The organism is Agreia sp. Leaf210 (assembly GCF_001421485.1).
Taxonomy (GTDB): Bacteria; Actinomycetota; Actinomycetes; order Actinomycetales; family Microbacteriaceae; genus Agreia.
Genome location: NZ_LMKK01000003.1, coordinates 667,253 through 692,645 on the forward strand (window position 1 = coordinate 667,253; position 25,393 = coordinate 692,645).

The following is a 25,393-nucleotide window of genomic DNA, read 5'->3' on the forward strand; positions in this document are numbered from 1 at the left end:
TTGCAGACCGGGCAGATTTGCCCGTCAGGCGCCGTGTTGCCATCGGCAGCAGGGAGAACCGCGTGAGAGACCGGCGAATGACAGCCAGTGCACGGTACGTCTTCGGCACTGTGCGACATGGCTTCTCCGCTAGAAAGACACGCAGGAAACACCGACTGCTGTGTCGCCGGTACAAGTATAGGGAATCACGCGCTCAGCGTGACTACCCCTCGACAAACTCGCGTAACGCTGCAACGACGAGGTCGTGATCGTCGATCTGGGGGAGCCCCGAGACAGTCACGACGGCCACGAGCCCGACCCCTTTCACCGACACCGGGAAGCCGCCCCCGTGTGCCGCGTAGCTCATCTCGTCGAACCAGCCCTCGTTCTCGATGCGCTTGCCCTTGATCTTCGGACGCGTGCCGAGGAGGAGCGACGGAATCCCGTAGCGCTGCACCGAACGAGCCTTGCGATCGATCCAGACGTCGTTGTCGGCCTGGGCGCCTTCCAACGCCGCGTGGAAGAGGATCTGAGCTCCGCGCCGTACGTCGATCGCGATGGGCAACGATCCCTCTGTTCCTCTGCGCACGAGGATCAGGCCCAGTCGAAGAGCGTCCGACGGTCCGAAGCCCTCCAGCTGCAGCTCGGTCATCTCGTCTTCAATACGCGCGGCAAGGGCTGCGAATTCCTCCGGGCTGGCGGGCTCACGTGCTGTCATGACAGTCACGGTATCGGCTCCGGGCGACCGGGGAGTACCGATCGCCTAGACTGGTTCGGGATCGCGCGCGCCCCGCGTGGGGCCCGGCAACAGTCTGAGGAGCAATGAACGTCGCTGTAGAAGGCCGCACAGAGAAGCGGCAGATCAGCCTGTCGGCGAAAGCCAAGGCCTATGTCGCCTTGACGAAGCCCCGGGTCATCGAGCTGCTCCTCGTGACGACCGCACCGGTGATGATCCTCGCGCAGAACGGCATTCCGAATCTCTGGCTCGTCGTCGCGACGCTGATCGGCGGTGCCTTGAGCGCCGGAAGCGCCGGAGCGTTCAACTGCTACATCGACCGCGACATCGACCGCGTCATGAAGCGCACTCAGGGGCGCCCTCTCGTCACGGGCGAGCTGACCGACCGCGAGGCCCTCGTCTTCGCGTGGGTCATCGGCGTGGCATCCATCGTCTGGCTGGCCGTCTTCGCGAATCTCCTCTCCGCGGCCCTCTCGCTCATCGCGATCCTGCTCTACGTCTTCCTCTACACGGTCTGGCTCAAGCGCCGCACCTCGCAGAACATCGTCTGGGGCGGCATCGCCGGATGCATGCCGGTGCTCATCGGATGGGCCGCCGTCACGAACTCGCTCAGCTGGACCCCCTTCATCCTCTTCGGCGTCATCTTCCTCTGGACGCCCCCGCACTACTGGCCCCTGTCGATGAAGTACCGCGACGAGTACAAGGCCGCCAATGTGCCCATGCTGGCCGTGGTGCGCGGTCGCGCCGTCGTCGGACTGCAGACGATCCTGTACGCGTGGGCCACCGTTGCCTGTTCGCTGCTCCTCATCCCGGTCGCACCGATGGGGCTCGTGTACAGCGTCGTCGCACTCGCCTCGGGCGCTTGGTTCATCTATGAGACCCACCGTCTCTACAACCGGGCCATCCACGGACACGAGGTCAAGCCGATGCGGGTCTTCCACGCATCGATCAGCTACCTGACGCTCGTCTTCCTCGCCGTGGCCATCGACCCGCTCCTTCCGTTCTAACCGGACCAGCCCGAATAGAGCGTCGGGAGCGTGTGCCGTATCCGTCTCGGCGAACGCGGGCTAGGCCGATCGGCCTGCCGAGCTGAGCTCCCACGGGTCGTCCACGGATTCGGGTGCGTCGGCCGACGACCGCAGAGATAGCACGACGGCTGTCATCGCAGCGACAAGCAGACCCGCGAGCACCATGTGGATGCCCACCAGCAGCGGGGGCAGACCGAGCCGCGCCTGTGCCAGTCCCACGACGACCTGCACGGCCTCGACGGCGAGCAGAGCGAGCGCCCAACGCCGAACGCCGAGCTTCAGCACGAACGCGCCCACGACGAGTACCAGGGTGAGGCCCAGCAACACGTACGCCGGCCAGCTGTGGAAGTGCTGCAGCAGTTCGGCGTCGAGGCCGTTGCGCGGCGTCTTCTCATCACCGGCGTGCGGGCCCGATCCTGTGGTCAGGATGCCGACGACGACCGTGATCGCGACGAACAGCGACGCGGCGTGAGCGACGATGAGGTACCACAGGGGAGCAGTGCGTCGAGCTCCGCGCGGGCCTCGATACACGCGGTAGACCAGGATCGTCGCGTTGACCACGAGCAGGATCGAGATCACGAAGTGCACACCGACGATGAACGGGTTGAGTCCGGTGAGCACCGTGATGCCGCCGATGACGGCCTGCAGGGGAATAGACAGACCCTGCAGCAGCGTCAGCACGAACAGGTCCCTGCGCTCCCGCCAGTAGCGCACCACGGCCAGGAAGACGGCGATCACGATCAGGGCCAGCACGAAGGTGAGCATGCGGTTCGCGAACTCGATGATGCCGTGGATGCCCATCTCCGGCGTCGAGACGAACGACGACTCGGTGCACCGGGGCCAGGTGGGGCATCCGAGACCCGAGCCCGTCAGTCGAACGGCACCGCCCGTGCCGATGAGCACGAGCTGGAACGCCAGCGAGAGCCAGGCCAGGACCCGCACCGGACGACTGACGGAGACGGGCAGGAATGCGATGAGTCGCTTCACGAGCGGGAGAGTTCCTTGTCAAGACTTGTCGGCTAAAAGGTCGGTGATCTACTTTCTGACAGGCATTGCCTGTAGAATCTGAAAGTTGTAGAAATCCGCGTTCGAACGCGTTTTGCGCATATCGCCCAGCGTTGGGCGGGGCTCACGCCCCCAGACCTCAGTACATTCTAAGTACGGGTGTTCTCCCCACGAGAACGTGATCAGGCAATCGCTTAGGTGATCGGTGCCGAATCACATATTTATCCCGGTCTGGAATGCCTGCCGCTGACCGCGGGTTGAGATCAACGAGGAAGGGAGAAAGTCATGTCTGACGTACTAATCGACCGTCCAGAACTCGAAAACCTGGGGGTTTACGAGTTCGGTTGGTCCGACTCCGATGCGGCGGGTGCCGTCGCGAAACGCGGGGTCGACGCCGATGTCGTCGCGGGCATCTCCGCCCTCAAGAGCGAGCCCGAATGGATGTTGAAGAACCGCCTCAAGGGTCTTCAGCTCTTCGAGCGCAAGCCGATGCCCACGTGGGGAGCCGACCTCTCCGGTATCGACTTCGACAACATCAAGTACTTCGTGCGGTCGACCGAGAAGCAGGCGACCACCTGGGACGACCTGCCCGACGACATCAAGAACACGTACGAGAGGCTCGGCATCCCCGAGGCCGAGCGTCAGCGCCTGGTCTCCGGCGTCGCCGCCCAGTACGAGTCCGAGGTCGTCTATCACACCATCCGTGAAGACCTCGAGGCCCAGGGCGTCATCTTCATGGACACCGACACGGCACTGCGCGAGCACCCGGAGTTCTTCACCGAGTACTTCGGCACGGTCATCCCCGCCGGCGACAACAAGTTCGCTGCCCTCAACACCGCCGTCTGGTCTGGTGGATCCTTCGTCTACGTGCCCAAGAACGTGCATGTCGAGATCCCGCTGCAGGCCTACTTCCGCATCAACACCGAGAACATGGGCCAGTTCGAGCGCACGCTGATCATCGCCGATGAGGGCAGCTACGTGCACTACATCGAGGGCTGCACCGCTCCGATCTACAAGTCGGACTCGCTGCACTCCGCGGTCGTGGAGATCATCGTCAAGAAGAACGCCCGCGTTCGCTACACGACGATCCAGAACTGGTCGAACAACGTCTACAACCTCGTGACCAAGCGTGCGATCGCCCACGAGGGCGCCACCATGGAGTGGATCGATGGCAACATCGGTTCCAAGGTGACCATGAAGTACCCGTCGATCTACCTCGTCGGCGAGCACGCGAAGGGCGAGACCCTGTCCGTCGCCTTCGCCGGTCCCGGCCAGCACCAGGACGCGGGCGCCAAGATGATCCACATGGCGCCGTACACGCAGTCGTCGATCGTGTCGAAGTCCATCGCTCGAGGCGGTGGTCGCGCAGGCTACCGCGGCGAGGTCCGCATGGCTGAGAACGCTCACCACTCGGCGAACACGGTGCGCTGCGACGCCCTGCTGGTCGACACCCAGTCTCGATCCGACACCTACCCGGCCATCGACATCCGTGTCGACGACGTGCAGCTCGGCCACGAGGCGACCGTCTCTCGCGTCAGCGAAGAGCAGCTCTTCTACCTCATGAGCCGTGGTCTGCCCGAAGACGAGGCCATGGCCATGATCGTGCGCGGCTTCATCGAGCCGATCGCCCGCGAACTCCCCATGGAGTACGCACTCGAACTCAACAAGCTCATCGAGATGGGCATGGAAGGCAGTGTCGGCTAGATGTCCGCAGCACCAACAGCGAACACCGGACTCATCGAGACCGATCAGCACGGCCTGAAAGCGCACTCCGACGGTGGTGACGCCTACGTGCCCGTGCAGTCACGCGCAGAGCGCTTCACCTCGACCTCGGTAGACGACTTCGAGAAGGTCACCGGATTCGAACTCGAGTGGAAGCTCACGCCGATCGCCCGCATCGCCTCGCTCACCGAGGGCGAGCTCGACGGCTCTGCCCCCGCCACGTCGCTTCCCGAGGCTGTCGCCGGGGTCGCGGCGAGCTGGGTCGACCGATCGGATGCGCGAGTCGGCACGGCCGGCGCTCCCGAAGAGCGTGCCAGCGCCAACGCGTGGTCGTCTTTCGAGAAGGCCTTGGCCATCGACGTCTCGGGCGAAGAACTGCACGAATACCGCGTGATCCGCTCCGAGCTTGGGCAGACACCCCGCGCCGCGCACACGGTGATCACCGCCGCGCCCTTCAGTCAGGGCCTCGTCATCCTCAGCAACTCCGGTGACGCGCAGCTCTCCGAGAACGTGGAGATCGTCGTCGGAGATCAGGCACAGCTCACCGTCGTCACCGTTCAGGAGTGGACGGACGAGAGCAACCATCTCGCCAGCCACTTCGCCCGCGTGGGGCGCGACGCGAGATTGCGGCACATCGTCATCAGCCTCGGTGGGGGAGTCGTGCGGGTCAACCCGTCGATCCACCTCGTCGAGACCGGCGCAGACGGCAGCGCATTCGGCGCCTACTTCGCCGACGCCGGCCAGCACCTCGAACAGCGCGTCTACATCGATCATGTGGCAGCCCAGACCAAGAGCCGAGTCAAGTACAAGGGCGCCTTGCAGGGTGCCACCGCGCGCTCGGTATGGGTGGGCGACGTGCTGATCGGACCGCACGCGACCGGCACCGACAGCTACGAGGAGAACCGCAACCTGGTGCTCTCCGAGGGCCCCCGCGCCGACTCCATTCCGAACCTCGAGATCGAGACCGGCGACATCCAGGGTGCGGGACACGCCTCGTCGACGGGCCGTTTCGACGACGAGCAGCTGTTCTACCTCCAGTCACGAGGCATCCCCGAAGACGAGGCTCGCCGCCTCGTCGTGCGCGGCTTCCTCGCCGAGATCGTCGCCCAGATCGGCTCCGAGCAGGTGGAGTCGGAACTCTCGGCTGCTATCGAAGCCGAGCTGACGCGCGCGCAGGGAATCTGAGCCGTGGCCGCCGAACTCATCTGCAACGTATCCGACCTGACCCCGAACGAGGCGGTCCGTGTCGTCATCGACAACGTGGCCATCGCGCTCGTCATGGACTCCGCCGGAGAGTGCCACGCCATCGGCGACACGTGCACCCACGGTGACATCTCGCTCGCCGAAGGCTTCGTCGATGGCGAGACGCTGGAGTGCTGGGCCCACGGCTCCAAGTTCTCGCTCGCCTCAGGAAAGCCCCTCACCCTCCCGGCCTACGAGCCGGTTCCGGTGTACGAACTCACCATCGTGGATGGCGACGTCTACATCGACCCGACCAAAACGAAAGAGATTGTGTAGCCATGTCGAATCTTGAGATCCGCGATCTCCACGTGAGCGTGGAGACCGAGCAGGGAACCAAGCAGATCCTGAAGGGTGTCGATCTGTCGATCGGCGAAGGCGAGACCCACGCGATCATGGGTCCGAACGGCTCCGGCAAATCCACCCTCGCCTACGCGATCGCCGGACACCCCAAGTACACCGTCGAGAGCGGCTCCGTGAAGCTCGATGGCGAAGAGGTGCTCACGATGAGCGTCGACGAGCGCGCCCGCGCGGGCCTGTTCCTCGCCATGCAGTACCCCGTCGAGATCCCCGGCGTGAGCGTGTCGAACTTCCTCCGCACCGCGAAGACCGCCATCGACGGCGCCGCTCCGCCCATCCGCGGCTGGATCAAGGACCTCGATTCCTCGATGTCGCAGCTGCGCATGGACAAGTCGTTCCGGGAGCGCAACGTCAACGAAGGCTTCTCCGGCGGCGAGAAGAAGCGCAACGAGATCCTCCAACTCGAGCTGCTGAAGCCCAAATTCGCTGTGCTCGATGAGACCGACTCCGGTCTCGACGTCGATGCTCTGAAGATCGTGTCCGAGGGTGTCAACCGCGCCAAGGCCAACACCGGCCTCGGCATCCTCCTCATCACGCACTACAACCGCATCCTCAAGTACATCCAGCCCGACTTCGTGCACGTCTTCGTCGCGGGCAAGGTCGTCGAGCAGGGTGGGCCGGAGCTCGCCGTGCGCCTCGAGAACGAGGGCTACGACCGCTTCCTCTCGAACGTGAACGTCGGCTCGTAGTCATGGCGTCGACACTCACCCCTCAGCGCTTCGACGAGATCGAAGACAAGCTGAAAGACGTGATGGACCCGGAGCTCGGCGTCAACATCGTCGACCTCGGCCTGATCTACGATCTCGCCTGGGACGACGAGAACGATGCTCTCCTCATCAGCATGACCCTGACCAGCGCCGGATGCCCCCTCACCGATGTCATCGAGGAGGAGACCGCCCAGGCTCTCGACGGCACGGTCGAGCAGTTCCGCATCAACTGGGTGTGGATGCCGCCGTGGGGTCCTGAGAAGATCACCGACGACGGCCGCGAGATGATGCGCGCACTCGGCTTCTCGATGTAGTCCTGTTCGACATCCTCGCTCGCTCGAGGATGCGCGCAGACGAAGGCCCCGACCGGATCGATATCGGATCGGGGCCTTCGTCTGTGATCGCGGGCGTTTCGTCGCCCGAGTTTTATACTGAAGATCTTCCCCCCACACACTCGACGCGAGAGCGTACGAGAAGAAATGGATTGTGCCTGTGCTGAATGTTCAAGACCTCGAACTCCGGGTCGGCGCACGGGTACTCATGCAAGACGTGTCGTTCCGAGTCGCCGACGGCGACAAGATCGGCCTCGTCGGTCGAAACGGAGCCGGCAAGACCACGCTCACGAAGGTGCTGGCGGGCGAACAGCTGTCGAACGGCGGCAAGGTCGATCGCAACGGTGAGATCGGTTATCTCCCGCAGGACCCGCGCTCGGGAAACCCGGAAGACCTGGCGCGCACGCGCATCCTCGACGCCCGTGGGCTCGGACAGCTCGTGCTCGGCATGCAGCAGGCCACCACGGATATGGGAAGCTCAGACCCCAAGGTCAGCGCCGCAGGCATGACCAAGTACGGCAACCTGACCGACCGGTTCCTCGCCCTCGGCGGGTACGCGGCCGAGGCCGAGGCGGCGTCTATCGCCTCGAACCTCAACCTGCCCGATCGCATCCTCGATCAGCCGCTCTCCACTCTGTCCGGCGGGCAGCGTCGACGCATCGAGCTGGCCCGCATCCTGTTCTCTGACGCGCGCACCCTCATTCTCGATGAGCCGACGAACCACCTCGACGCCGACAGCGTCGTCTGGCTGCGCGAGTTCCTCAAGAACTACTCCGGCGGATTCATCGTGATCAGCCACGATATCGAGCTGGTCGGCGAGACGGTGAACCGGGTGTTCTACCTCGATGCCAACCGCCAGGTCATCGACGTCTACAACATGAACTGGAAGAACTACCTCCGCCAGCGTGCGGCCGACGAAGAGCGACGCAAGAAAGAGCGCGTCAACGTCGAGAAGAAGGCATCGGTCCTGCAGCTGCAGGCCGCGAAGTTCGGCGCGAAGGCATCCAAGGCTGCGGCGGCCCACCAGATGGTCGCGCGAGCAGAGAAGATGCTGTCGGGCCTCGAGGAGGTGCGCGCCGTCGATCGCGTCGCCAAGCTGCGTTTCCCGACGCCCGCGCCGTGCGGACGAACCCCGCTCATGGCGTCCAACCTCTCGAAGAGCTACGGATCGCTCGAGATCTTTGCAGCGGTCGATCTCGCGATCGACCGCGGCTCGAAGGTCGTGATCCTGGGTCTGAACGGTGCAGGAAAGACCACGCTCCTGCGTATCCTCGGGGGCGCGGACAAGCCCGACACGGGGCAGATCGAGCCGGGCCACGGGCTGCGCATCGGCTACTACGCCCAGGAGCACGAGACCATCGACGTCAAGCGCAGCGTGCTCGAGAACATGGTGTCGTCGTCGCCGAACATCACCGAGATGGAGGCGCGGCGGGTTCTCGGATCGTTCCTCTTCACCGGCGACGACTCGCACAAGCCCGCGGGAGTCCTCTCGGGTGGAGAGAAGACTCGACTCGCTCTGGCGATGATCGTCGTCTCCGGCGCCAACGTGCTGCTGCTCGACGAGCCCACGAACAACCTCGACCCGGCGAGCCGCGAAGAGATCCTCGACGCCCTGGCGCACTACGAGGGCGCCGTCGTTCTGGTCAGCCACGACGAAGGTGCCGTCGAGGCGCTCAACCCGGAGCGGGTGCTCATCTTGCCCGACGGGGTCGAAGATCACTGGAACAAGGACTACGCCGACCTCATCTCGCTGGCCTGACGCGCGGGCGTTCGACCCTAGCGGGCGACCTCGCTCTGCACGGCGAGTCCGGCGATGAGCAGAGATACTCCGAAGTCGAACGAGTCGCGCTCCCCACGGGCTCGCTCCTCCGCATCCGACGGTTGTGCGCCCAGCGCGGCAGTGACCACGCCGAGGCTGTCCGCCTGCATTCTCTGCTGCTCGTGAGAGACATGACCGAGCAGAAAATGGAGAAAGGCCGCGGCTGCGGCTCGTTCGACGCGTTCGTCGAACTCGCCTAAGCGGATCGCGGCGGTGAATCTGCCGAGGGCTTCCCCCTTGCCGAGACCGAGCGCCTGCGAACTGAGAACGACCTCTGCGCCGTCTCGGAACGACAGCAGGGCGTCTCTCAGCGCTCGGGCTTCGATGCGCACGGCCGAGGCCCAGTCGGTCTCTCCGTCGCCCCTCGTGTGTGCGCGGTGCACGATGCGGTCCGATACGGCGGCGAGCAGCGTCTGCTTGTTCTCGAAGTGCCAATACAGAGCGCTCGGCTGCACATTCAACGTGGACGCCAGTCGCCGCATCGTCAGATCGGCCAGACCGTGTTCGTCGAGGATGGTCAGTGCCGCGTCGACGACGTCGATTCGGGAGTGTCGCTGTGATCTTGCCGAGGAGCGGGCATCAGTGGTCATCGTGGTCCCATCGTAGCAACTAACATGAACGCTGTTCAGGTGAATGTTGTTCAGGACACGACGGAGGCGCAGAGTGGTCAAGCAGGCGGCATGGGACGTGCGTGATACGACGCGAGTAGCGGCTTTCGCCGCCCTCATCGCGGTTCTCGGTCTGCCTGGTGCGGTCCCCGTCTTCGGAGGAGCCGTTCCCATCACCTTGCAAACATTGGGCGTGATGCTGGCCGGAACGATTCTCGGTCCCTGGCGCGGTGCGGCGGCAGTGCTCACACTCGACGTGCTGGTTCTGATCGGACTGCCTCTTCTGTCGGGCGGTCGGGGAGGTGCGGGCGTGTTCGTGGGTCCGACGGCGGGATATCTGGTCGGGTGGATTCTCGGCGCCTTTGTCATCGGCGCCATCTCCTTCGCCGGCTCGCTGAGGCCCACCTGGTGGCGCACCGCAGCAGCCTGTATCACGGGCGGCATCGTTGTCGTCTATGCGTGTGGGATTCCGGTACAAGCCCTGGTGATCCGGCTTCCCCTCGCCCAGACAGCGCTGACCAGCGTCGTCTTCCTTCCGGGCGACCTCGTCAAGGTCGTACTCGCCACCGCCATCACCCTCACGCTGTGGCGCGCATACCCGCGCGCGTTCAGCCGCAGAGTCATCAACCGATGAACCCTGATCGTCTCATCTCGTTTCGCGCCGTCTCCGTCGACTTCGACACCAGAACCGCCCTCGAGGACGTCTCCGTCGCCCTCGATCACAGGCGCATCGCCGTCATCGGGTCGAACGGATCTGGCAAGTCGACCTTCGCGCGTCTGCTCAACGGCTTGGCCTCCGCGAGCAGCGGCGAGGTGCGCGTGCACGGAATCGACCCTCTCCGCCAGGGTAGGTTGCTGAGGCGTCGTGTGGGATTCATCTTCAGCAATCCCGACAGTCAGATCGTGATGCCGACGGTCACAGAAGACATCGCATTCTCGCTTCGAGGTCGCGGGCTGTCTCGAACGGAGGTCGACGAACGCGTGTCGCACACGATGGACACGTACGGTCTCGCCGGCCACGCCGACTCTCCCGCGCACAGTCTGTCGGGCGGCCAGAAGCAGCTCCTGGCACTGAGCTCGGTTCTCGTGAGCGAGCCAGAACTCGTCGTCGCCGACGAGCCCACGGCCCTGCTCGACGCCGCGAACACTCGGCGTATCGGCGATCACCTGCTCGATCGGATGCCCCAGCAGCTCGTCCTCGTCACGCACGACCTGCGCCTCGCGGCACGCTGCGACGTCGCGGTGTGGTTCGACCAGGGCCGCGTGGTCGGATGTGGCGATGCCCACTCTGTCATCGAGGACTACGAGAGGAGTCACGGATGATCAGCGCGTACCGGTCGGGTACGAGTCCTGTGCACCGGATGCCGACGGGCATCAAGCTGATCAGCTTCATCGGGATGTCTCTCGTCGTCGCCGCGGCCGTGACCGATCTGTGGCAGGTCGTCGCCGCACTGACCTTCGTGATGACGGCCTACGCGTTGGCCGGGCTCGATGCGCGGGTGCTGACGGGTCAGGTTCTCGCGGTCAGGTGGGTCATCGTCTTTATGCTCGTGCCCCAGCTGCTCTTCCTCCCCGCACTCGTCGCCGCCTCCAATACCGCGCGTGTGGCGTTGATCATCGTCCTTGCCGCCCTGTTCACCATCACGACGCGCGTCCCCGACCTTCTCGATGCTGTCGAACGCGCACTGGTGCCGCTCCGCAGGTTCGGAGTCCGGCCCGAGGGCGTAGCGCTCGCTCTGGCCCTGACAATCACGTCGATTCCCGTGCTCGCAGGTTTCGCCTCGACGATTCGGGATGCCCAACGGGCCCGAGGCATTCCCGCTCATCGTGTGAGCTTCGCCGTTCCGCTCCTCATCATGTCGCTGAAACACGCCGACGATCTTGCAGACGCCGTGAGCGCGCGGGGAATCAAACCGTGAAGGTCTGGGGCCAGACGGTAGACGACGAGACGCGTTGCGTGCACTACCGATCGGCGAAAGACATCGTCGCCATCAAGTTCGCCTGCTGCGGCCGGTACTATCCGTGTCATCTCTGTCACGAAGAAGCGGAGACCCATCGGGCACGGCAGTGGTCGCTCCGGGAGCGAGGCACGAAGGCCATTCTCTGCGGAGCGTGCGAGACGGAGCTCTCGATCGTCGACTACCTCGCGACGGATCGGTGCCCTTCCTGCTCTGCGCTCTTCAACGAACGCTGCAGCCTGCATGCACACCTCTACTTCGAGATGTAGGTCGACCGATCGATCAACTCGTCTTCGATGTCGTTGTCGCTCTTCGCCTTGGCCTTGCGACGCCGCTCACGCTCGGCCGCCCGTTCCATCTCATCCGGGTCGCCGGCGTTCAGAGAACGGTATTCCTGCCGGGCCGCGTAACCGAGGCCGAGGAATCCGAGCAGGGCGAAGACGAACCATTGGAAGGCGTAGGACAGGTGCGGACCCTCGTCCTCCGGCGGACGCGTCTCGAGCTGGCCCGTGTCTGACGACGGCGACTCTGTGGCCAGGTCGCCGTATGCTCCCGTGTAGGTGGGCTGGTCGAGCTGCTCGGCGATCGTCGGAAGATCGATCGACGGAATCTCGCCGGCGGCAGCCGACCTTCCCTCGAGCTTCGGCTCGCTGGCCTTCAACCTGGCGACGACGGTGACCTCGCCCTGGGGAGCCGAGGGGACGACATCCGGTTTGTCCTGCTCCTGGCCGGTCGGAAGCCAGCCCCGGTCGACGATGAAGACAGAGCCGTCGTCGAGCCGGAACGGCACGAGGAGCTCGAATCCGGGTTGCCCGCCCGACGGGCGATTGCGCACCAGCAGCTGCTCTGACTCGAGGTACGAACCCGTGAGGGAGACGGTCGCCCACTTCTGCGACTCGTCGAAGGAACCCAGGCCGTCGAGCACATCCGTCACAGGCCGGGGCGCGGCGTCGTAGTTCGCCGCGACGCGATTATTCTCAGCGAGCGCATCGGCCCTTCTGGCCAGTTGCCAGCATCCGAGCAGCACGCACACGAGCGCGAAGACCACCGTCAGCGCGAGGTATCCACCCCAGCGCGAGGTGAGAAGGAACCGCCAGCCGGTGTTCACGCCGTACCCCGGGCATCCGCCTCGGCCAGAACCTCGAGCGGAAAATCACGGGCGGCGAGGAACTCGCGGAGGAACGAGACGTGCTCGTCGCACGCCAGCCAGATCTTGCGCCTGGTCTCGTCGTGGATCTTCGGGTTGCGCCACTCGATGCGCCAGTCGGATGCTGCGCGGCACCCCGCGCGGGAACACTCCGAGCCCGTCGGCTCGAGTCCGAGGCCGATCATTCCGGCCGACCGCCGAAATCACGGGGAGGCCGCGCTCCCGGAATGGCGACGACACCGCCCGGACGGTTCACGACGGATTTCGTGGGGGAGCCGACGTTGGCCAGCACGACAGCGAAATAGGGGAGCACGATGGCACCGATCGCCGGCAGGATCAGCCACCAGCCGTGCACGAAGAGCATCAGCACGATGCAGATGATGCGGATGGTCATGGCGATGCCGTACTTGATCATGCGCGTGCGGCGCTCATCGCCCGGCGAAGGCGGGAGATCGGTGATCGACTGCTGTTTCATGCGCTCGTCTATTCGGGTTCGATGGCCGGAAGGCTGCACTAAGCCTACGCCGCGTATGCACCTCTTATGCTGGTACGGGCCAGTGATCCACGCCCCGCACTTAAGGACTCGCTCATGACGACAGCTCGTACCGTACTCATCACCGGCGGAAACCGAGGAATCGGCTACTCCCTCGCCCAGGAATTCATCGCCCAGGGGCACCGGGTGGCCGTCACCGCTCGCTCCGGGGAGGGTCCGGAGGGCAGCCTCACGGTGATCGCCGATGTGACGGATTCTGCGTCGATCGACCGTGCTTTCACCGAGGTCGAGGCTGCGCTCGGGCCGGTCGAGGTGCTTGTCGCCAATGCGGGTGTGACCAAGGACACGCTTCTGCTGCGGATGACCGAGGACGACTTCACCTCGGTCATCGACACGAATCTGTCCGGTTCGTTCCGCGTGATCAAGCGTGCGTCGAAGGGCATGCTCAAGGCCCGCTTCGGACGGATCATCTTGATCTCGAGCGTCGTCGGCCTCTACGGCTCACCAGGCCAGGTCAACTACGCCGCCTCGAAGGCCGGCCTCGTCGGCATCGCCCGATCGATCACCCGGGAGCTCGGTTCACGCGGCATCACGGCCAACGTGGTCGCTCCCGGCTTCATCGAGACCGACATGACAGCTGCCCTTCCCGAGGCCACGCAGGCGGAGTACCTCAAGACGATCCCGGCCGGCCGCTTCGCGACGACGACCGAGGTCGCGCGCGTGGTGGCGTGGCTCGCCTCGGATGACGCGGGGTACATCTCGGGTGCGGTCATCCCGGTCGACGGCGGCCTCGGAATGGGCCACTGATCGACCGACGCGGCTTCAGCCTCGCAGACCCAGGGCAGGAAGAACCTGGCTCAGGTCGCGATCGCTGATGGCCACGTTCGCCGAGCGGCGAACGACCGGCCGTGCATCGAAGGCGACCGATAGGCCCGCCGTCTTCATCATCTGCAGGTCGTTCGCGCCGTCTCCGACGGCCACCGTGCGTGATCGAGGAACGCCGTAGGCAGAAGCCCACTCGACGAGCGCGGAGGCCTTGGCCTCTGCATCGATCACCGGACCGAGGACGGCACCGGTGAGTCGTCCCTCGCGCACGTCGAGCCTGTTCGCCCTCCAGAAGTCGAGCCCCACGTCGCCGGCGAGCTCATCGAGCAACTCGTGGAACCCTCCCGAGACGACTCCCACCACGCTGTCATTCGCGTGCAGGGTGTCGATCATCTGCTGAGCCCCGGGCGTGAGCCTGATCTGCTGGGCGATGTCAGGCAGCTGCGCCACGTCGAGGCCCTCGAGGGTAGCAACGCGCGAACGCAGACTCTGCTCGAAATCGAGCTCTCCGCTCATGGCGCGCTCGGTGATCTCCGCGACCTCGGCGAAACTCCCCGCGGCCTGCGCGAGCATCTCGATGACCTCGTTCTCGATGAGCGTCGAGTCGACGTCGAGCACGACGAGGAAACGAGCAGCGTCGTGAGACGCGATGCGTGAATCTATCGGTTGGCGGCCCGGGCTGTGCAGAACTGCCTCCGATGTCAGACTCATGGCTCTACTCGGATTCCCTTTCCCACGACCGTGATGCCCGAGTCGGTCACGGTGAATCCGCGCTCTCGATCTCGCGCCGCATCCGTGCCCACCTGAGCCCCGGCCGCGACCACCACGTTCTTGTCCAGAATAGCCCGCTTGACGATGGCGCCCGGCTCGATGTGCACGCGGTCGAACAGCACCGAATCCTGCACGAGGGCCTCGGACTCGATGGTCGACCACGGGCCCACCACGCTGCCCTCGACCCGAGCACCGGAGATGAGGCAGCCCAGCGACACGAGCGACCCGAGCGTGGTGCCGGTGTTGCCCTTCGCATCCCGCACGAATTTCGCCGGCGGCGAGTTGAGCTGCTGGGTGAAGATCGGCCACTCGCGGTTGTAGAGGTTGAAGATCGGCAGTGCCGAGATCAGATCCTGGTGGGCGTCGTAGAACGAATCGATCGTTCCCACGTCGCGCCAGTAGTAGCGATCGCGGTCTGTCGCTCCCGGCACCTCGTTGCGCTGGAGGTCGTACACGCCGGCCAGTCCGCGCTCGACGAAGTCGGGAATGATGTCGCCACCCATGTCGTGGCTCGAGTCGGGCTTCTCGCCGTCACGGATGACAGCCTCGATGAGCATGTCCGCGTCGAACACGTAGTTGCCCATCGAGGCCAGAACCTCGCCTGGGGAGTCGAGCAGGCCCTTGGCATTCGTGGGCTTCTCGAGGAACTCGGAGATCTTCGTGGGGTCGTCGTCGGATGTCTGGATGACGCCGAACTGGTCGGAGAGTTCGATCGGCTGGCGGATCGCGGCCACGGTCGCACCCAGGCCCGACTTGATGTGCGCGTCGACCATCTGCTCGAAGTCCATGCGGTACACGTGGTCGGCGCCGACGACGACCACGATGTCGGGTCGCTCGTCGCCGATCAGGTTGAGGCTCTGCAAGATAGCGTCCGCGGAGCCCGCGAACCACCGCTTGCCCAGGCGCTGCTGAGCCGGAACCGATGCGACATAGGAATCGAGCATCATCGGCAGCCGCCACGTCTGGGAGACGTGCCGGTCGAGGCTGTGCGACTTGTACTGGGTGAGCACCACGATCTGCCGCAGGCCGGAATTCACCAGGTTCGACAGAGCGAAATCGATGAGCCGATAGCTGCCGCCGAACGGAACGCCGGGCTTTGCCCGGTCTGCGGTGAGCGGCATAAGACGCTTACCCTCTCCGCCGGCGAGGACGATGCCAAAAATCTTCTTCGATGCTGCCATGCACTAACAGTAGAGCCTCGGCGGAGGACTGTACTACGTTCATAGCTGTGCGAGTAGACGTAATATCCCGAGAGTATCCACCCGAGGTCTATGGCGGAGCGGGGGTGCATGTCGCCGAGCTCGTCAAGGCGCTGCGCGGCAGCATCGACGTCGTCGTGAGGGCTTTCGGAGAGCCGCGTGACGAGCCCGGTGTCTTTTCGTATTCGACTCCGGTCGGGCTCGCCGAGGCGAATCCTGCGCTCAAGACGCTCGGCACCGACCTCGAGATCGCCAACGACGTCGCGGGGGCCGACGTGGTGCACTCGCACACCTGGTACGCGAATGCGGCCGGCCAGATCGCGGCGCGGCTGCACGGCATCCCGCACGTGGTCACGGCGCATTCACTCGAGCCACTCAGGCCCTGGAAGGCGGAGCAGCTCGGTGGGGGATACCGGCTCTCGAGCTGGATCGAGAAGACCTCCTTCGAGAGTGCCGACGCCGTGATTGCCGTCAGCCACGGAATGCGCCGCGACATTCTGCGCAGCTATCCGTCTCTCGATCCCGAGCGGGTCAGCGTCGTCTACAACGGCATCGACCTCGACAAGTGGCACCCCGAGAAAGACGACGACGTGCTCGCCGAGTTGGGCATCGACCCCAACCGCCCCACGGTCGTGTTCGTCGGACGCATCACGCGCCAGAAGGGGCTGCCGTATCTGCTCCGCGCGATCGAGAAGCTCTCGCCCGAGGTTCAGGTGGTGTTGTGCGCCGGCGCGCCGGACACTCCCGAAATCCTCGAGGAGGTCGCTGGCGGCGTGCGGGAACTGCAGAAGACCCGATCCGGCATCGTGTGGATCGACAGGCTCCTCGATACCCGCACCCTGTCTGTCGTGCTGTCGAGCGCAACGGTCTTCGTCTGTCCCTCCGTGTACGAACCCCTGGGCATCGTCAATCTCGAGGCCATGGCGTGTGGCCTGCCGGTCGTCGGAACGGCCACGGGAGGAATCCCCGAGGTGGTCGACGACGGCGTCACGGGTCTGCTCGTACCGATCGATCAGGAGCAGGACGGCACAGGCACACCGACCGACCCTGAGCGGTTCGTCGCCGACCTCGCCGCCGCTCTCACCCGGGTACTCGATGACCCCGAGTGGGCACGGTCGATGGGTCGTGCGGGCCGGCTACGGGCGGAGAGCACATTCAGTTGGGCTCAAATCGCGGTCGAGACGGAGCGGATCTACCGCTCGCTCCTCTGATCACCGGTTAAGCTAGATCCATGCCCGTGGTACTCCAGCTGTCCGACGTGTCCGTAGTGCGAGACGCGAATCCGATTCTCTCGAACCTGGACTGGACGGTGGAGGGCGACGAACGCTGGGTCATCCTCGGACCGAACGGCGCGGGCAAGACGACACTCCTGCAGATCGCAGCCGCTATGAGCCACCCCTCGAGCGGTGTCGCCACCGTTCTCGACGGAAAACTCGGCCAGGTCGACGTGTTCGAGCTGCGCCCCCGGGTCGGCTTCGCATCCAGCGCCATGGCCCGACGTTTCCCCGCCGACGAGACCGTGCTCAACGTCGTTCTGACGGCGGCCTACTCGGTGACGGGCCGGTGGAACGAAGACTACGAAGACGTCGACCTCCGACGCGCGCATCGCGTTCTCGCGGAGTGGAAACTGGATCACCTCGAGAACCGACTGTTCGGTTCGCTGAGCGATGGCGAGCAGAAGCGCGTGCAGATCGCGCGATCGGTCATGACCGATCCAGAACTCCTCTTGCTCGATGAGCCTGCCGCGAGTCTCGACCTCGGAGCGCGTGAAGAACTCCTGCAGCTGCTCGGCGGATACGCCAGTTCCTCCGATTCGCCCGCCATCGTGATGGTCACCCACCACGTCGAGGAGATTCCGCGCGGCTTCACCAGTGCGCTGCTCGTCTCGGGTGGACGTATCGTCGCGGCCGGACCGCTGACGGAGGTGCTGACAGAAGACAATCTGGAGGCCACTTTCGGACTGCCGATCACCCTCACAGAGGTCGACGGCCGTTACTCAGCGCGGGCCGCCTGACCCCGCACTTTTCTGATAGAGTTGGCCGCTGGCCCGGTCGCCGCTGCATCGCTCCGCGCGCGTGCCAGGTCAAAAAGACTTTTTCGCATCACTCGTACCCATAAGGACACCCCATGAAGACAGACATCCACCCGAACTACGCTCCGGTTGTCTTCCGCGATCTCGCCTCCGGCGCGACCTTCCTGACCCGCTCTACGGTCGGCAGCTCGAAGACCATCGAGTGGGAAGACGGAAACACCTACCCGGTCATCGACGTCGAGATCTCGTCCGAGTCGCACCCGTTCTACACGGGCAAGCAGCGAATCATGGACTCGGCCGGGCGCGTCGAGAAGTTCAACAGCCGTTACAAGGGCTTCGGCGCGTAACACGCCACTCAGCATCGAAGAAGGGCCGGAAGCGATTCGCTTCCGGCCCTTCTTCTGTTCCCAGCCGAACGGCCACGCCGTTCTGTTCCGTTCTCAGCCGACCGGCCACGCCGTTCTGGCGGTGAATTCGGGATTGTGGGTGCGACGCATGTACTCCTGAAAACTCTCGGCCTGCTCTCGAAACCAGTCGACCTGACGGTCGTGCAGCTCGTGCACGGCAAGAGCCGAGACGGCGTCGTGCTTCTGCGCCAGAGCCTGCGCAACCCGACCCGCGGCAATGGCATCGGCGCCGGCGTCATGAGCGTCGAGCAGCTCGACTCCGTAGACCACGGCCGCTGCCTCGAGGGTTCGCTTGCCCTTGCGGTAGCGATCGACCGCCTTGTCGATGACCAGAGGATCGACGATGGGGCCGGGCAGCTCGAGCGGGTCGATGCCGTAGCGCACGGCCTCGTGGTGCAGCAGGGTGAGGTCGTAGGGCGCGTTGTAGATCACCAGGGGCACGCCGTCTGCGAGGAGAGCACGGAGCGCCTCGATGATCTCGTAGACCACGATTGCGGCGGGACGTCCGTCGGCGACGGCCGTCTGCGTGGTGATGCCGTGCACTGCTGTCGCCTGCTCGGGGATGTCGACTCCGGGATTCGCCAGCCAGTCGAGTCGCGAGACCGGATGCCCGTCGACCCCGATCACGCTCACGTTCCCCGTGACGATGCGACTCGTCTGCACGTCGATGCCAGTGGTCTCGAGATCGAAGACGGCGAGGCGGTGCCACCATGGCGCCGCCTCGGCCGCCTCGATCTCGGTCGGATCTGCGATGAGAACCGCCTCGTCGGAGAGGCTGAACAATTCGGGCTGCGCTGAATCTGTCACAACTCGAACTCTACCGGCCACCTCGGACGCTACCCTTGCGCCACCTGGGGATCAGAACCGCTGGTCGACCGACTGGCCGATCTGCAGCCAGAAGAAGCTCTGCGTTCCCAGCGTGAGGGTGAGACTGCCGTCGTCGCCGATGGTCGGGAACTCGCCGCCTCCGAAGAGATCGACGAGACGTCCACCCGCCTGATCGGGCAGCTGGATGTGAACAGCGACGGGGTTGTGGGCGAAGCTGAACACGCACAGCACCTGCTCCGGCGCGTCGCCGAGGTGCGTACCCGAGCCCTCGTACGTGCGCACGAAGGCGAGAACCGACTCGTGGTCGGTCTGCAGAACCTGCATGCTGCCGAGCCCGAACGCCGGATGCGCCTTGCGCACGTGGATGACGTTGCGCACCCAGTGCAGGAGAGACCGCGACTGCGCGAGCTGGGACTCGACGTTGACCAGAGCGTAGTTGTAGACGAGCGACTGAACGACCGGCAGGTAGAGCTTGCCCGGGTCAGCGGTGGAGAATCCCGCATTACGGTCCGGAGTCCACTGCATCGGCGTGCGGGAGGCATCGCGGTCGTTGAGCCAGATGTTGTCGCCCATGCCGATCTCGTCGCCGTAGTAGAGGAACGGGCTTCCCTTCAGGGCGAACAGCAGCGCGTGCGCCAGTTCGAGCTCCGCGCGCGAGTTGTCGAGCAGGGGAGCGAGGCGCCGCCGGATTCCGATGTTCGAGCGCATGCGCGGGTCGTAGGCGTACCAGCCGTACATCGCCTGGCGGTATTCCTCCGAGACCATCTCGAGCGTCAGCTCGTCGTGGTTGCGCAGGAACACGCCCCACGCGGCCGAGTCGGGCACATCCGTCGTCTCGGAGAGGATGCGCACCAGCTCGTCGGCATTCTGCGAGCGCAGCGAGTAGAAGATACGGGGCATCACCGGGAAGTCGAAGGCCATGTGGCACTCGGGCTCCTCCTCGGTGCCGAAGAAGGCGGCGACCTCGCGCGGCCACTGGTTCGCCTCGGCGATCAGCACGCGGCCCGGGTAGTCCTGGTCGACCATGGCGCGCAGCTTCACGATGAAGTCGTGAGTCTTGGGCTCGCCCTCTCCGTTGCCCTCTTCGGACTCGTAGAGATAGGGGATCGCATCGAGGCGCAGCCCATCGACCCCGAGTTCGAGCCAGAACCGCACGATGTCGAAGATCGCGTCGTGCACGGCGGGGTTCTCGAAGTTGAGGTCGGGCTGGTGCGAGAAGAAGCGGTGCCAGAAGAACTGGCGACGCACCGGGTCGAAGGTCCAGTTCGATTCCTCTGTGTCGACGAAGATGATGCGGATGCTCTCGTACTTCTCATCCGTGTCGCTCCAGACGTAGAAGTCCCCGTAGGGTCCCTCGGGGTCCGAGCGGGACTGCTGGAACCACTCGTGCGCGTCGGAGGTGTGGTTGAGAGGGAAGTCCATGACGAGACGCATGTTGCGCTCGTGTGCCTTGGTGACGAGGTCGCGGAACTCGTCGAGTGTTCCGAACTCCGGAAGAATCGACGTGAAGTCGGAGACGTCGTACCCGCCGTCGCGCAGCGGCGAGTTGTAGAACGGCGGAAGCCACAGAGCGTCGATGCCGAGCCACTGAAGGTAGTCGAGCTTCGAGACGAGCCCGGCGATATCACCCGCCCCATCACCGTTGCTGTCGACGAACGACCTCACCATCACCTCATAGAAGACGCTCCGGCGATACCACTGGGGATCGAGCGTGAGTCCCGGCAACTGAATGGGGGCGGTGAAGTTCACGTACTAGTCCTTCCGAGGGCGCGTATCGGGCGTATCGACGCGCTGCATCAGCCCAGTCTAGGCGTGCACCTACACTGGATCACGATGATTGTTCCCTCTCCTTATGCAGCCCGACTCGACGCCATCCCTCTCGAGCGACGCACCGAAGAACTCGCCGGCAGCACGACGGAACTCTGGGTCTACGGCCCCCACGACGCCGACACGACGATCGTGCTGGTCCACGGCTTCCGCGGCGACCACCACGGCCTCGAGCCCGTCGTCGCCCATCTGCCGCAGTACCGCACCGTTGTCGCCGATCTTCCGGGCTTCGGCGTGTCGACGCCCCTCGACGCCGGCCATGACATCGAGGGGTATGCGGCATGGCTCCTCGAGCTCGTCGACCGCGTGCGCGGGCCCGGACGCACGGTGGTCCTGGGTCACTCCTTCGGCTCGATCATCGTGTCCGCCGCGCTGGCGCGGGGACTCCGCGTCGATGACATCGTCCTTGTCAATCCCATCGCAGCGCCCGCGTTGTCCGGACCTCGAGGCATCCTCACCCGCCTGGCGGTCTTCTACTACTGGGCCCCCGCCAAGCTGCCCGAGCGCCTCGGATTCGCCGTGCTCCAGGCGCCGATCGTGACGCGCATCATGAGCGTCACCATGGCGAAGACCCGGTCGCGCTCTCTGCGCCGGTGGATCCACAATCAGCACGACCTCTACTTCGGTGCCTTCTCGAACCGGCAGGTCGTTCTCGACGCTTTCAAGGCCTCGATCTCGCACGATGTCTCCGAGTACGCGTCCGAGAACAGGACGCGCACGCTGCTGATCGCCGCCGATCGCGACGACATCACGCCGGTCGAGGCCCAGCATCGCCTCACCGAGAAGATCGCCGACTCGCGACTGGTGATCCTGACCGGCGTCGGACACCTCGTGCACTACGAGAGGCCCGAGCAGGCGGCAGACGCGATCGCTGCGTTCCTGCGCGACGAAACGGGTGGCCGATGAGGGTCGTCGTCGACTGCCGGTACACGCGCATCGGCAGGCACGACGGAATCAGCCGCTACACGGCCGGACTCGTCAGCGCGCTCGCCGACGAGCATGACCTCGTGATGCTGATCAGCGACATCCGCCAGCTCGAGATGCTCCCCGATCTGCCGTGGCACCTCGCGAGCTCGCCCACCAGCGTTCGCGAGCCCCTCGTGGCGCTGCAGGTCAACGCCCTGAAGCCCGATGTCGTCTTCTCTCCCATGCAGACGATGGGATCGTTCGGTCGCCGCTACGCGCTCGCCCTCACGGTGCACGACCTCATCTACTACTCGAATCCGACTCCACCTCGCGATCTCGCCTGGCCCATCCGCCTGCTCTGGCGCGCGTATCACCTGTCGTGGTGGCCCCAGCGCTACCTGCTGTCGCGGGCGGATGCCGTGGTCACCGTGTCGCGCACGACACGCGACCTCATCGCCCGCAACAGGCTGACCCGCAGGCCGGTCACCGTCGTCAGAAATGCTGCGGACGGCGCGGTGTCGTCGCCCGAGCCCGCCGAGACGCGCCACCGTCACCTCGTCTATATGGGCTCGTTCATGCCGTACAAGAACGTCGAGACCCTCGTCGCGGCGGCAGGCCTGCTCGACGACTACGAGCTGCACCTCATGAGCCGGGTGTCGGATGCCGACAGACGGCGACTCCAGGCCATCGCGCCGAACGCGCGGCTGGTGTTCCACAACGGGGCGAGCGACGAGGAGTACACCTCCACCCTGCGCAACGCGACGGCGCTCGTCACGGCCTCTCTCGAGGAGGGTTTCGGTATTCCGCTCGTCGAATCCATGGCCCAGGGAACCCCCATCGTCGTCAGCGATATCCCCGTGTTCCAAGAGATCGGCGGTGATGCCGGCCTCTACTTCGACGCCCGCGATCCCGCCGATCTGGCCGCGCGGGTGCGCACGCTCGAGGACCTGTCCGAATTCACCCGACGGTCCGAGGCAGGCATCACTCAGGCGGCGGAGTTTAGCTGGACGTCGTCAGCGAAGACACTATGGGCGCTTCTCGCCGAACTGGCGGATCGACCGCGACGCCGTTGAACGTATCCAGAACCAGCGTTCCCTCCACGTAGCGGAAGCGGTGATCGGATCCGTTCGGAATGCGCACCTCGGCGGGCGGAAGCGCCTTCTCGGTCACGTAGCGTACAAGCGACCCGATGACGCCACCGTGGGTCACGATGAGGATCCGCTGCCCCGGACGCTGAAGGGCGATGCTCTCGATCGCGGGAAGAACTCGCCGCGTGACGTCGCTGCGCCGCTCGATGCCCCGAACGCCTGCCATGCCGGGAAACCGGCTCGCGAGCGTTGCGGCATCCAGCCCCTCGGCCTCGCCGTAGGCGCGCTCGACGAGTCGATCGTCGACCTCCGGCTCACCGAGGCCGAGCCGCTCCGCGATGATGCTCGCCGTCTCGAAGGCGCGTCCGAGCGGACTCGTCACGATCGCGTGCCACTGTTCGTCGGCCAGCCTCTCGGCAGCGGCCGCCGCCTGCGCGCGACCCGTGTCGTTCATCGGGATGTCCGTCCGGCCCTGGATTCGACGTGCAAGATTCCACTCCGTCTCACCGTGACGCACGAGAACGAGCTCGGTCATCGTGTGCCCTTCGCCGAAAGCAGATGGCGACTCAGCTCGGTGAGTGTCTCGGTCGCCCCAGCATCCAGTTTGACCGTCGCCCGGGAGTCGCCCTTCGTCGCGCCCCGGTTGACGATGACGATGGGCAGGCGCCGACGTCGCGCCTGCTCGAGCAGCCTGATGCCCGAGTTCACGACGAGCGACGATCCGGCGATCAGTATCGCCTCGGCACCGGCGACGAGCGCAGAAGCCTCCTGGAATCGCTCGGTGGGGATGAACTCGCCGAAGAAGACCACATCGGGCTTCAGCATGCCCTGGCAGACGGAGCACGCCGGCACGACGAACGACGAGTAGTCGGTGACGTCGGCGTCGCCGTCGGGTGCCATCGTGATCGCGTCGGGTTCGTCAACCCACGGGTTGTCCGCGGAGATCCGCTCCGCGATGCTGGCCCGGGCGAACGCCTGGCCGCAATTGAGGCAGAGCACGCGATCCATCGACCCGTGCAGATCGACGAGGTGGGTGGATCCGGCCCTCGCGTGCAGGCCGTCGACGTTCTGGGTGATCACCCCGGACACCACGCCCGCATCTTCGAGCGCGGCCAGAACACGATGGCCGGCGTTCGGGCGCGCAGCATGGAACATCTTCCAGCCGAGGTGGCTTCCCGCCCAGTATCGGCGGCGGTAGTCATGACTCTCGCGAAATTGATCGAACGTCATCGGATTGCGTTTCGGCGCACCCTCGCCGCGATAGTCCGGGATACCGGAGTCGGTACTCATGCCCGCGCCGGTCAGAACGACGATGCGCCGCCCCGCGAGGGCAGCCACAGCCTCATCGATCTCTACCGGTGAGTCTGCTCTCGGGGTCGATTCGACCAGCGGGATCACCTGCACCTCCTGCCGCCCGTGTCTGTGGACTCGGACGCTTCGCGTTACTCTTCGAAGTCTAAACAGTCCCGAGTGCGGTTTTGTTTCCGATACGACTTTCTCGATCGCGACAACGCGGCACGCGGAAGAACGAGGAGTGCCCGAGCGTGAAGACAGTGCGGATCGACAGCCTCGACCTCCCCGGACTCGACGACTATGCGCGGCTGACCGATGTGGTTCTGCGACGTCTCAGCGAGCCCGCCGGGGGCCTGTACATCGCCGAGTCGTCGAAGGTCATCGCTCGGGCCCTCGCGGCAGGCCATCGGCCTCGCTCCGTACTCCTGCAGGAGCAGTGGCTCGACGACATCGAGCCCCTGCTCGCGGACTGGGATGACGTCACGGTCTTCGTCGGCGACGCGGCGACGCTCGAATCCCTCACGGGATACAACCTCCATAGAGGCGCACTCGCGGCGATGCATCGGCCCGAGCTGCGACCGGTCGCCGAGGTCATCGAGGGTGCCCGACGGATCGTCGTGCTCGAGGACATCACCGACCACACGAATGTGGGCGCGATCTTCCGAGCCGTCGCCGGAATCGGTGCCGACGCCGTGCTGATCTCACCGCGCTGCGCCGATCCGCTGTACCGGCGCAGCGTCAGAGTCAGCATGGGCACGGTGCTCCAGGTTCCGTGGACCCGCCTCCCGGAGTGGTCCGAGACGACGCCCCTGCTGCACGACGCCGGCTTCCACATCGCGGCCCTGGCCCTGTCCGATGACGCGGTCACGCTCGACGACTTCGCCGCGACGGTGCCGCAGAAACTCGCTCTGGTGCTCGGCTCCGAAGGAGACGGACTGTCGAGGCAGGCGCTGGGCGCGGCCGACACGGTGGTGACGATTCCGATGAGTCATGGCGTCGACTCCCTCAACGTGGCGGCAGCGAGCGCCGTGGCGCTCTACACGCTCCGGTGAGCACAGCCCGCACGGCCTTCCTCCTGCGCATC

Annotated in this window: 30 protein-coding genes; 18 read left to right on the forward strand and 12 right to left on the reverse strand. The window is 65.2% G+C overall.

The window, feature by feature from the left end:
- Nucleotides 1-202: 202 nt before the first annotated feature.
- Nucleotides 203-697 carry a heme-degrading domain-containing protein gene (locus ASE64_RS13550; protein ID WP_082466286.1) on the reverse strand — a complete coding sequence of 165 codons (495 nt, stop codon included), beginning with the start codon at nucleotides 695-697 and terminating at the stop codon, nucleotides 203-205.
- A 104-nt stretch (nucleotides 698-801) separates the two neighbouring features.
- Between ASE64_RS13550 and ASE64_RS13555 the strand changes: the two genes are divergently transcribed.
- A complete protein-coding gene (locus ASE64_RS13555) occupies nucleotides 802-1,722 on the forward strand; it encodes a heme o synthase (protein WP_055781436.1) in 921 nt (306 codons plus the stop codon).
- Nucleotides 1,723-1,782: 60 nt separating this feature from the next.
- Here ASE64_RS13555 and ASE64_RS13560 read toward each other — a convergent pair whose 3' ends face one another.
- Nucleotides 1,783-2,730 (reverse strand): COX15/CtaA family protein, encoded by a 948-nt coding sequence (locus ASE64_RS13560; protein WP_055781439.1) that lies wholly within the window; start codon nucleotides 2,728-2,730, stop codon nucleotides 1,783-1,785.
- A 303-nt stretch (nucleotides 2,731-3,033) separates the two neighbouring features.
- Here ASE64_RS13560 and sufB point away from each other — a divergent pair, with 303 nt between their 5' ends.
- The 6 genes from sufB to ASE64_RS13590 all read left to right on the forward strand — a co-directional run bounded on the left by sufB (nucleotide 3,034) and on the right by ASE64_RS13590 (nucleotide 8,867).
- On the forward strand, nucleotides 3,034-4,452 hold the full coding sequence (gene sufB, locus ASE64_RS13565) for a Fe-S cluster assembly protein SufB (protein WP_055781442.1): 1,419 nt from the start codon (nucleotides 3,034-3,036) through the stop codon (nucleotides 4,450-4,452).
- The gene (sufD, locus tag ASE64_RS13570; RefSeq protein WP_082466288.1) at nucleotides 4,453-5,655 is read left to right on the forward strand and encodes a Fe-S cluster assembly protein SufD; all 1,203 of its coding nucleotides are present in this window, start codon (nucleotides 4,453-4,455) and stop codon (nucleotides 5,653-5,655) included.
- Between the two features lie 3 nt (nucleotides 5,656-5,658).
- The gene (locus ASE64_RS13575) at nucleotides 5,659-5,988 is read left to right on the forward strand and encodes a non-heme iron oxygenase ferredoxin subunit (protein ID WP_055781444.1); all 330 of its coding nucleotides are present in this window, start codon (nucleotides 5,659-5,661) and stop codon (nucleotides 5,986-5,988) included.
- A 2-nt stretch (nucleotides 5,989-5,990) separates the two neighbouring features.
- Nucleotides 5,991-6,758: a Fe-S cluster assembly ATPase SufC gene (gene sufC / locus ASE64_RS13580; RefSeq protein ID WP_055781447.1), complete on the forward strand. Its 768-nt coding sequence runs from the start codon at nucleotides 5,991-5,993 to the stop codon at nucleotides 6,756-6,758.
- Between the two features lie 2 nt (nucleotides 6,759-6,760).
- Nucleotides 6,761-7,090: a metal-sulfur cluster assembly factor gene (locus ASE64_RS13585; RefSeq protein ID WP_055781451.1), complete on the forward strand. Its 330-nt coding sequence runs from the start codon at nucleotides 6,761-6,763 to the stop codon at nucleotides 7,088-7,090.
- Nucleotides 7,091-7,268: 178 nt separating this feature from the next.
- Nucleotides 7,269-8,867, forward strand: a complete 1,599-nt coding sequence (locus tag ASE64_RS13590) for an ABC-F family ATP-binding cassette domain-containing protein (RefSeq protein ID WP_055781454.1) — start codon at nucleotides 7,269-7,271, stop codon at nucleotides 8,865-8,867.
- A 17-nt stretch (nucleotides 8,868-8,884) separates the two neighbouring features.
- Here ASE64_RS13590 and ASE64_RS13595 read toward each other — a convergent pair whose 3' ends face one another.
- The gene (locus tag ASE64_RS13595; RefSeq protein WP_055781459.1) at nucleotides 8,885-9,517 is read right to left on the reverse strand and encodes a TetR family transcriptional regulator; all 633 of its coding nucleotides are present in this window, start codon (nucleotides 9,515-9,517) and stop codon (nucleotides 8,885-8,887) included.
- Between the two features lie 43 nt (nucleotides 9,518-9,560).
- Between ASE64_RS13595 and ASE64_RS13600 the strand changes: the two genes are divergently transcribed.
- Genes ASE64_RS13600 through ASE64_RS17800 form a run of 4 tightly spaced genes read left to right on the forward strand, consistent with a single transcriptional unit; the run spans nucleotide 9,561 to nucleotide 11,762 of the window.
- The gene (locus ASE64_RS13600) at nucleotides 9,561-10,169 is read left to right on the forward strand and encodes a biotin transporter BioY (RefSeq protein ID WP_082466290.1); all 609 of its coding nucleotides are present in this window, start codon (nucleotides 9,561-9,563) and stop codon (nucleotides 10,167-10,169) included.
- Nucleotides 10,166-10,858 carry an energy-coupling factor ABC transporter ATP-binding protein gene (locus ASE64_RS13605; protein ID WP_055781465.1) on the forward strand — a complete coding sequence of 231 codons (693 nt, stop codon included), beginning with the start codon at nucleotides 10,166-10,168 and terminating at the stop codon, nucleotides 10,856-10,858. The genes ASE64_RS13600 and ASE64_RS13605 overlap by 4 nt, the downstream gene beginning before the upstream one ends.
- Nucleotides 10,855-11,454, forward strand: coding sequence for an energy-coupling factor transporter transmembrane component T family protein (locus ASE64_RS17795; protein ID WP_055781469.1), 600 nt, complete (start codon nucleotides 10,855-10,857; stop codon nucleotides 11,452-11,454). The genes ASE64_RS13605 and ASE64_RS17795 overlap by 4 nt, the downstream gene beginning before the upstream one ends.
- A 38-nt stretch (nucleotides 11,455-11,492) precedes the next feature.
- A complete protein-coding gene (locus ASE64_RS17800) occupies nucleotides 11,493-11,762 on the forward strand; it encodes a CHY zinc finger protein (protein WP_326939994.1) in 270 nt (89 codons plus the stop codon).
- On the opposite strand, the gene ASE64_RS13620 is transcribed toward ASE64_RS17800, so the two are convergent.
- From ASE64_RS13620 to ASE64_RS13630, 3 genes are read right to left on the reverse strand one after another with little or no spacing between them, the layout of a single operon-like run.
- Nucleotides 11,747-12,601, reverse strand: a complete 855-nt coding sequence (locus ASE64_RS13620; protein WP_055781474.1) for an SURF1 family cytochrome oxidase biogenesis protein — start codon at nucleotides 12,599-12,601, stop codon at nucleotides 11,747-11,749. The genes ASE64_RS17800 and ASE64_RS13620 overlap by 16 nt on opposite strands.
- Complete coding sequence (locus ASE64_RS13625) at nucleotides 12,598-12,825, reverse strand: hypothetical protein (RefSeq protein WP_055781477.1); 228 nt, start codon at nucleotides 12,823-12,825, stop codon at nucleotides 12,598-12,600. Before ASE64_RS13625 ends, ASE64_RS13620 begins: the two co-directional genes overlap by 4 nt.
- Nucleotides 12,822-13,115, reverse strand: a complete 294-nt coding sequence (locus tag ASE64_RS13630; protein WP_055781480.1) for a DUF3099 domain-containing protein — start codon at nucleotides 13,113-13,115, stop codon at nucleotides 12,822-12,824. The genes ASE64_RS13625 and ASE64_RS13630 overlap by 4 nt, the downstream gene beginning before the upstream one ends.
- Nucleotides 13,116-13,229: 114 nt before the next feature.
- Between ASE64_RS13630 and fabG the strand changes: the two genes are divergently transcribed.
- Nucleotides 13,230-13,940, forward strand: a complete 711-nt coding sequence (gene fabG / locus ASE64_RS13635) for a 3-oxoacyl-ACP reductase FabG (protein WP_055781483.1) — start codon at nucleotides 13,230-13,232, stop codon at nucleotides 13,938-13,940.
- A 15-nt stretch (nucleotides 13,941-13,955) separates the two neighbouring features.
- On the opposite strand, the gene serB is transcribed toward fabG, so the two are convergent.
- Both serB and ASE64_RS13645 read right to left on the reverse strand, forming a co-directional pair.
- The gene (serB, locus tag ASE64_RS13640; protein ID WP_082466294.1) at nucleotides 13,956-14,669 is read right to left on the reverse strand and encodes a phosphoserine phosphatase SerB; all 714 of its coding nucleotides are present in this window, start codon (nucleotides 14,667-14,669) and stop codon (nucleotides 13,956-13,958) included.
- Nucleotides 14,666-15,910: a glucose-1-phosphate adenylyltransferase gene (locus tag ASE64_RS13645; protein WP_055781488.1), complete on the reverse strand. Its 1,245-nt coding sequence runs from the start codon at nucleotides 15,908-15,910 to the stop codon at nucleotides 14,666-14,668. The genes serB and ASE64_RS13645 overlap by 4 nt, the downstream gene beginning before the upstream one ends.
- Nucleotides 15,911-15,957: 47 nt before the next feature.
- On the opposite strand from ASE64_RS13645, the gene glgA reads away from it, so the two are divergent.
- The 3 genes from glgA to ASE64_RS13660 all read left to right on the forward strand — a co-directional run bounded on the left by glgA (nucleotide 15,958) and on the right by ASE64_RS13660 (nucleotide 18,307).
- A complete protein-coding gene (glgA, locus tag ASE64_RS13650) occupies nucleotides 15,958-17,139 on the forward strand; it encodes a glycogen synthase (protein WP_055781489.1) in 1,182 nt (393 codons plus the stop codon).
- Nucleotides 17,140-17,159: 20 nt separating this feature from the next.
- The gene (locus ASE64_RS13655) at nucleotides 17,160-17,942 is read left to right on the forward strand and encodes an ABC transporter ATP-binding protein (RefSeq protein ID WP_055781492.1); all 783 of its coding nucleotides are present in this window, start codon (nucleotides 17,160-17,162) and stop codon (nucleotides 17,940-17,942) included.
- 113 nt (nucleotides 17,943-18,055) lie between these two features.
- The gene (locus tag ASE64_RS13660) at nucleotides 18,056-18,307 is read left to right on the forward strand and encodes a type B 50S ribosomal protein L31 (protein ID WP_044443333.1); all 252 of its coding nucleotides are present in this window, start codon (nucleotides 18,056-18,058) and stop codon (nucleotides 18,305-18,307) included.
- A 93-nt stretch (nucleotides 18,308-18,400) separates the two neighbouring features.
- Here the strand turns inward: ASE64_RS13660 and ASE64_RS13665 are convergent, their stop codons facing one another.
- Both ASE64_RS13665 and treS read right to left on the reverse strand, forming a co-directional pair.
- The gene (locus ASE64_RS13665) at nucleotides 18,401-19,174 is read right to left on the reverse strand and encodes an exonuclease domain-containing protein (protein ID WP_326939911.1); all 774 of its coding nucleotides are present in this window, start codon (nucleotides 19,172-19,174) and stop codon (nucleotides 18,401-18,403) included.
- 51 nt (nucleotides 19,175-19,225) lie between these two features.
- The gene (gene treS / locus ASE64_RS13670; RefSeq protein ID WP_055781495.1) at nucleotides 19,226-20,944 is read right to left on the reverse strand and encodes a maltose alpha-D-glucosyltransferase; all 1,719 of its coding nucleotides are present in this window, start codon (nucleotides 20,942-20,944) and stop codon (nucleotides 19,226-19,228) included.
- Nucleotides 20,945-21,028: 84 nt separating this feature from the next.
- On the opposite strand from treS, the gene ASE64_RS13675 reads away from it, so the two are divergent.
- Complete coding sequence (locus ASE64_RS13675) at nucleotides 21,029-21,928, forward strand: alpha/beta fold hydrolase (protein ID WP_055781498.1); 900 nt, start codon at nucleotides 21,029-21,031, stop codon at nucleotides 21,926-21,928.
- A complete protein-coding gene (locus ASE64_RS13680) occupies nucleotides 21,925-23,001 on the forward strand; it encodes a glycosyltransferase family 4 protein (protein ID WP_055781501.1) in 1,077 nt (358 codons plus the stop codon). The genes ASE64_RS13675 and ASE64_RS13680 overlap by 4 nt, the downstream gene beginning before the upstream one ends.
- On the opposite strand, the gene ASE64_RS13685 is transcribed toward ASE64_RS13680, so the two are convergent.
- Both ASE64_RS13685 and ASE64_RS13690 read right to left on the reverse strand, forming a co-directional pair.
- A complete protein-coding gene (locus tag ASE64_RS13685) occupies nucleotides 22,928-23,551 on the reverse strand; it encodes a histidine phosphatase family protein (RefSeq protein ID WP_082466296.1) in 624 nt (207 codons plus the stop codon). The two genes, ASE64_RS13680 and ASE64_RS13685, sit on opposite strands and share 74 nt — an antisense overlap.
- A complete protein-coding gene (locus ASE64_RS13690; protein ID WP_442853838.1) occupies nucleotides 23,548-24,414 on the reverse strand; it encodes a Sir2 family NAD-dependent protein deacetylase in 867 nt (288 codons plus the stop codon). Before ASE64_RS13690 ends, ASE64_RS13685 begins: the two co-directional genes overlap by 4 nt.
- Nucleotides 24,415-24,560: 146 nt before the next feature.
- Here ASE64_RS13690 and ASE64_RS13695 point away from each other — a divergent pair, with 146 nt between their 5' ends.
- Nucleotides 24,561-25,361: a TrmH family RNA methyltransferase gene (locus tag ASE64_RS13695; RefSeq protein ID WP_055781503.1), complete on the forward strand. Its 801-nt coding sequence runs from the start codon at nucleotides 24,561-24,563 to the stop codon at nucleotides 25,359-25,361.
- Nucleotides 25,362-25,393 lie beyond the last annotated feature (32 nt).

Bases quoted from the DNA above. Each gene is read 5' to 3' on its own strand.
- ASE64_RS13680 (WP_055781501.1), top strand. From the start codon at position 21,925: ATGAGGGTCGTCGTCGACTGCCGGTACACGCGCATCGGCAGGCACGAC.
- ASE64_RS13655 (WP_055781492.1), top strand. From the start codon at position 17,160: ATGCCCGTGGTACTCCAGCTGTCCGACGTGTCCGTAGTGCGAGACGCG.
- ASE64_RS13585 (WP_055781451.1), top strand. From the start codon at position 6,761: ATGGCGTCGACACTCACCCCTCAGCGCTTCGACGAGATCGAAGACAAG.
- sufC (WP_055781447.1), top strand. From the start codon at position 5,991: ATGTCGAATCTTGAGATCCGCGATCTCCACGTGAGCGTGGAGACCGAG.
- ASE64_RS13605 (WP_055781465.1), top strand. From the start codon at position 10,166: ATGAACCCTGATCGTCTCATCTCGTTTCGCGCCGTCTCCGTCGACTTC.
- ASE64_RS13645 (WP_055781488.1), bottom strand. From the start codon at position 15,910: ATGGCAGCATCGAAGAAGATTTTTGGCATCGTCCTCGCCGGCGGAGAG.
- ASE64_RS13600 (WP_082466290.1), top strand. From the start codon at position 9,561: ATGTTGTTCAGGACACGACGGAGGCGCAGAGTGGTCAAGCAGGCGGCA.
- ASE64_RS13625 (WP_055781477.1), bottom strand. From the start codon at position 12,825: ATGATCGGCCTCGGACTCGAGCCGACGGGCTCGGAGTGTTCCCGCGCG.
- ASE64_RS13555 (WP_055781436.1), top strand. From the start codon at position 802: ATGAACGTCGCTGTAGAAGGCCGCACAGAGAAGCGGCAGATCAGCCTG.
- ASE64_RS13550 (WP_082466286.1), bottom strand. From the start codon at position 697: ATGACAGCACGTGAGCCCGCCAGCCCGGAGGAATTCGCAGCCCTTGCC.
- sufB (WP_055781442.1), top strand. From the start codon at position 3,034: ATGTCTGACGTACTAATCGACCGTCCAGAACTCGAAAACCTGGGGGTT.
- serB (WP_082466294.1), bottom strand. From the start codon at position 14,669: ATGAGTCTGACATCGGAGGCAGTTCTGCACAGCCCGGGCCGCCAACCG.
- ASE64_RS13685 (WP_082466296.1), bottom strand. From the start codon at position 23,551: ATGACCGAGCTCGTTCTCGTGCGTCACGGTGAGACGGAGTGGAATCTT.
- ASE64_RS13595 (WP_055781459.1), bottom strand. From the start codon at position 9,517: ATGACCACTGATGCCCGCTCCTCGGCAAGATCACAGCGACACTCCCGA.
- ASE64_RS17795 (WP_055781469.1), top strand. From the start codon at position 10,855: ATGATCAGCGCGTACCGGTCGGGTACGAGTCCTGTGCACCGGATGCCG.
- fabG (WP_055781483.1), top strand. From the start codon at position 13,230: ATGACGACAGCTCGTACCGTACTCATCACCGGCGGAAACCGAGGAATC.
- ASE64_RS13630 (WP_055781480.1), bottom strand. From the start codon at position 13,115: ATGAAACAGCAGTCGATCACCGATCTCCCGCCTTCGCCGGGCGATGAG.
- sufD (WP_082466288.1), top strand. From the start codon at position 4,453: ATGTCCGCAGCACCAACAGCGAACACCGGACTCATCGAGACCGATCAG.
- ASE64_RS13675 (WP_055781498.1), top strand. From the start codon at position 21,029: ATGATTGTTCCCTCTCCTTATGCAGCCCGACTCGACGCCATCCCTCTC.
- ASE64_RS13660 (WP_044443333.1), top strand. From the start codon at position 18,056: ATGAAGACAGACATCCACCCGAACTACGCTCCGGTTGTCTTCCGCGAT.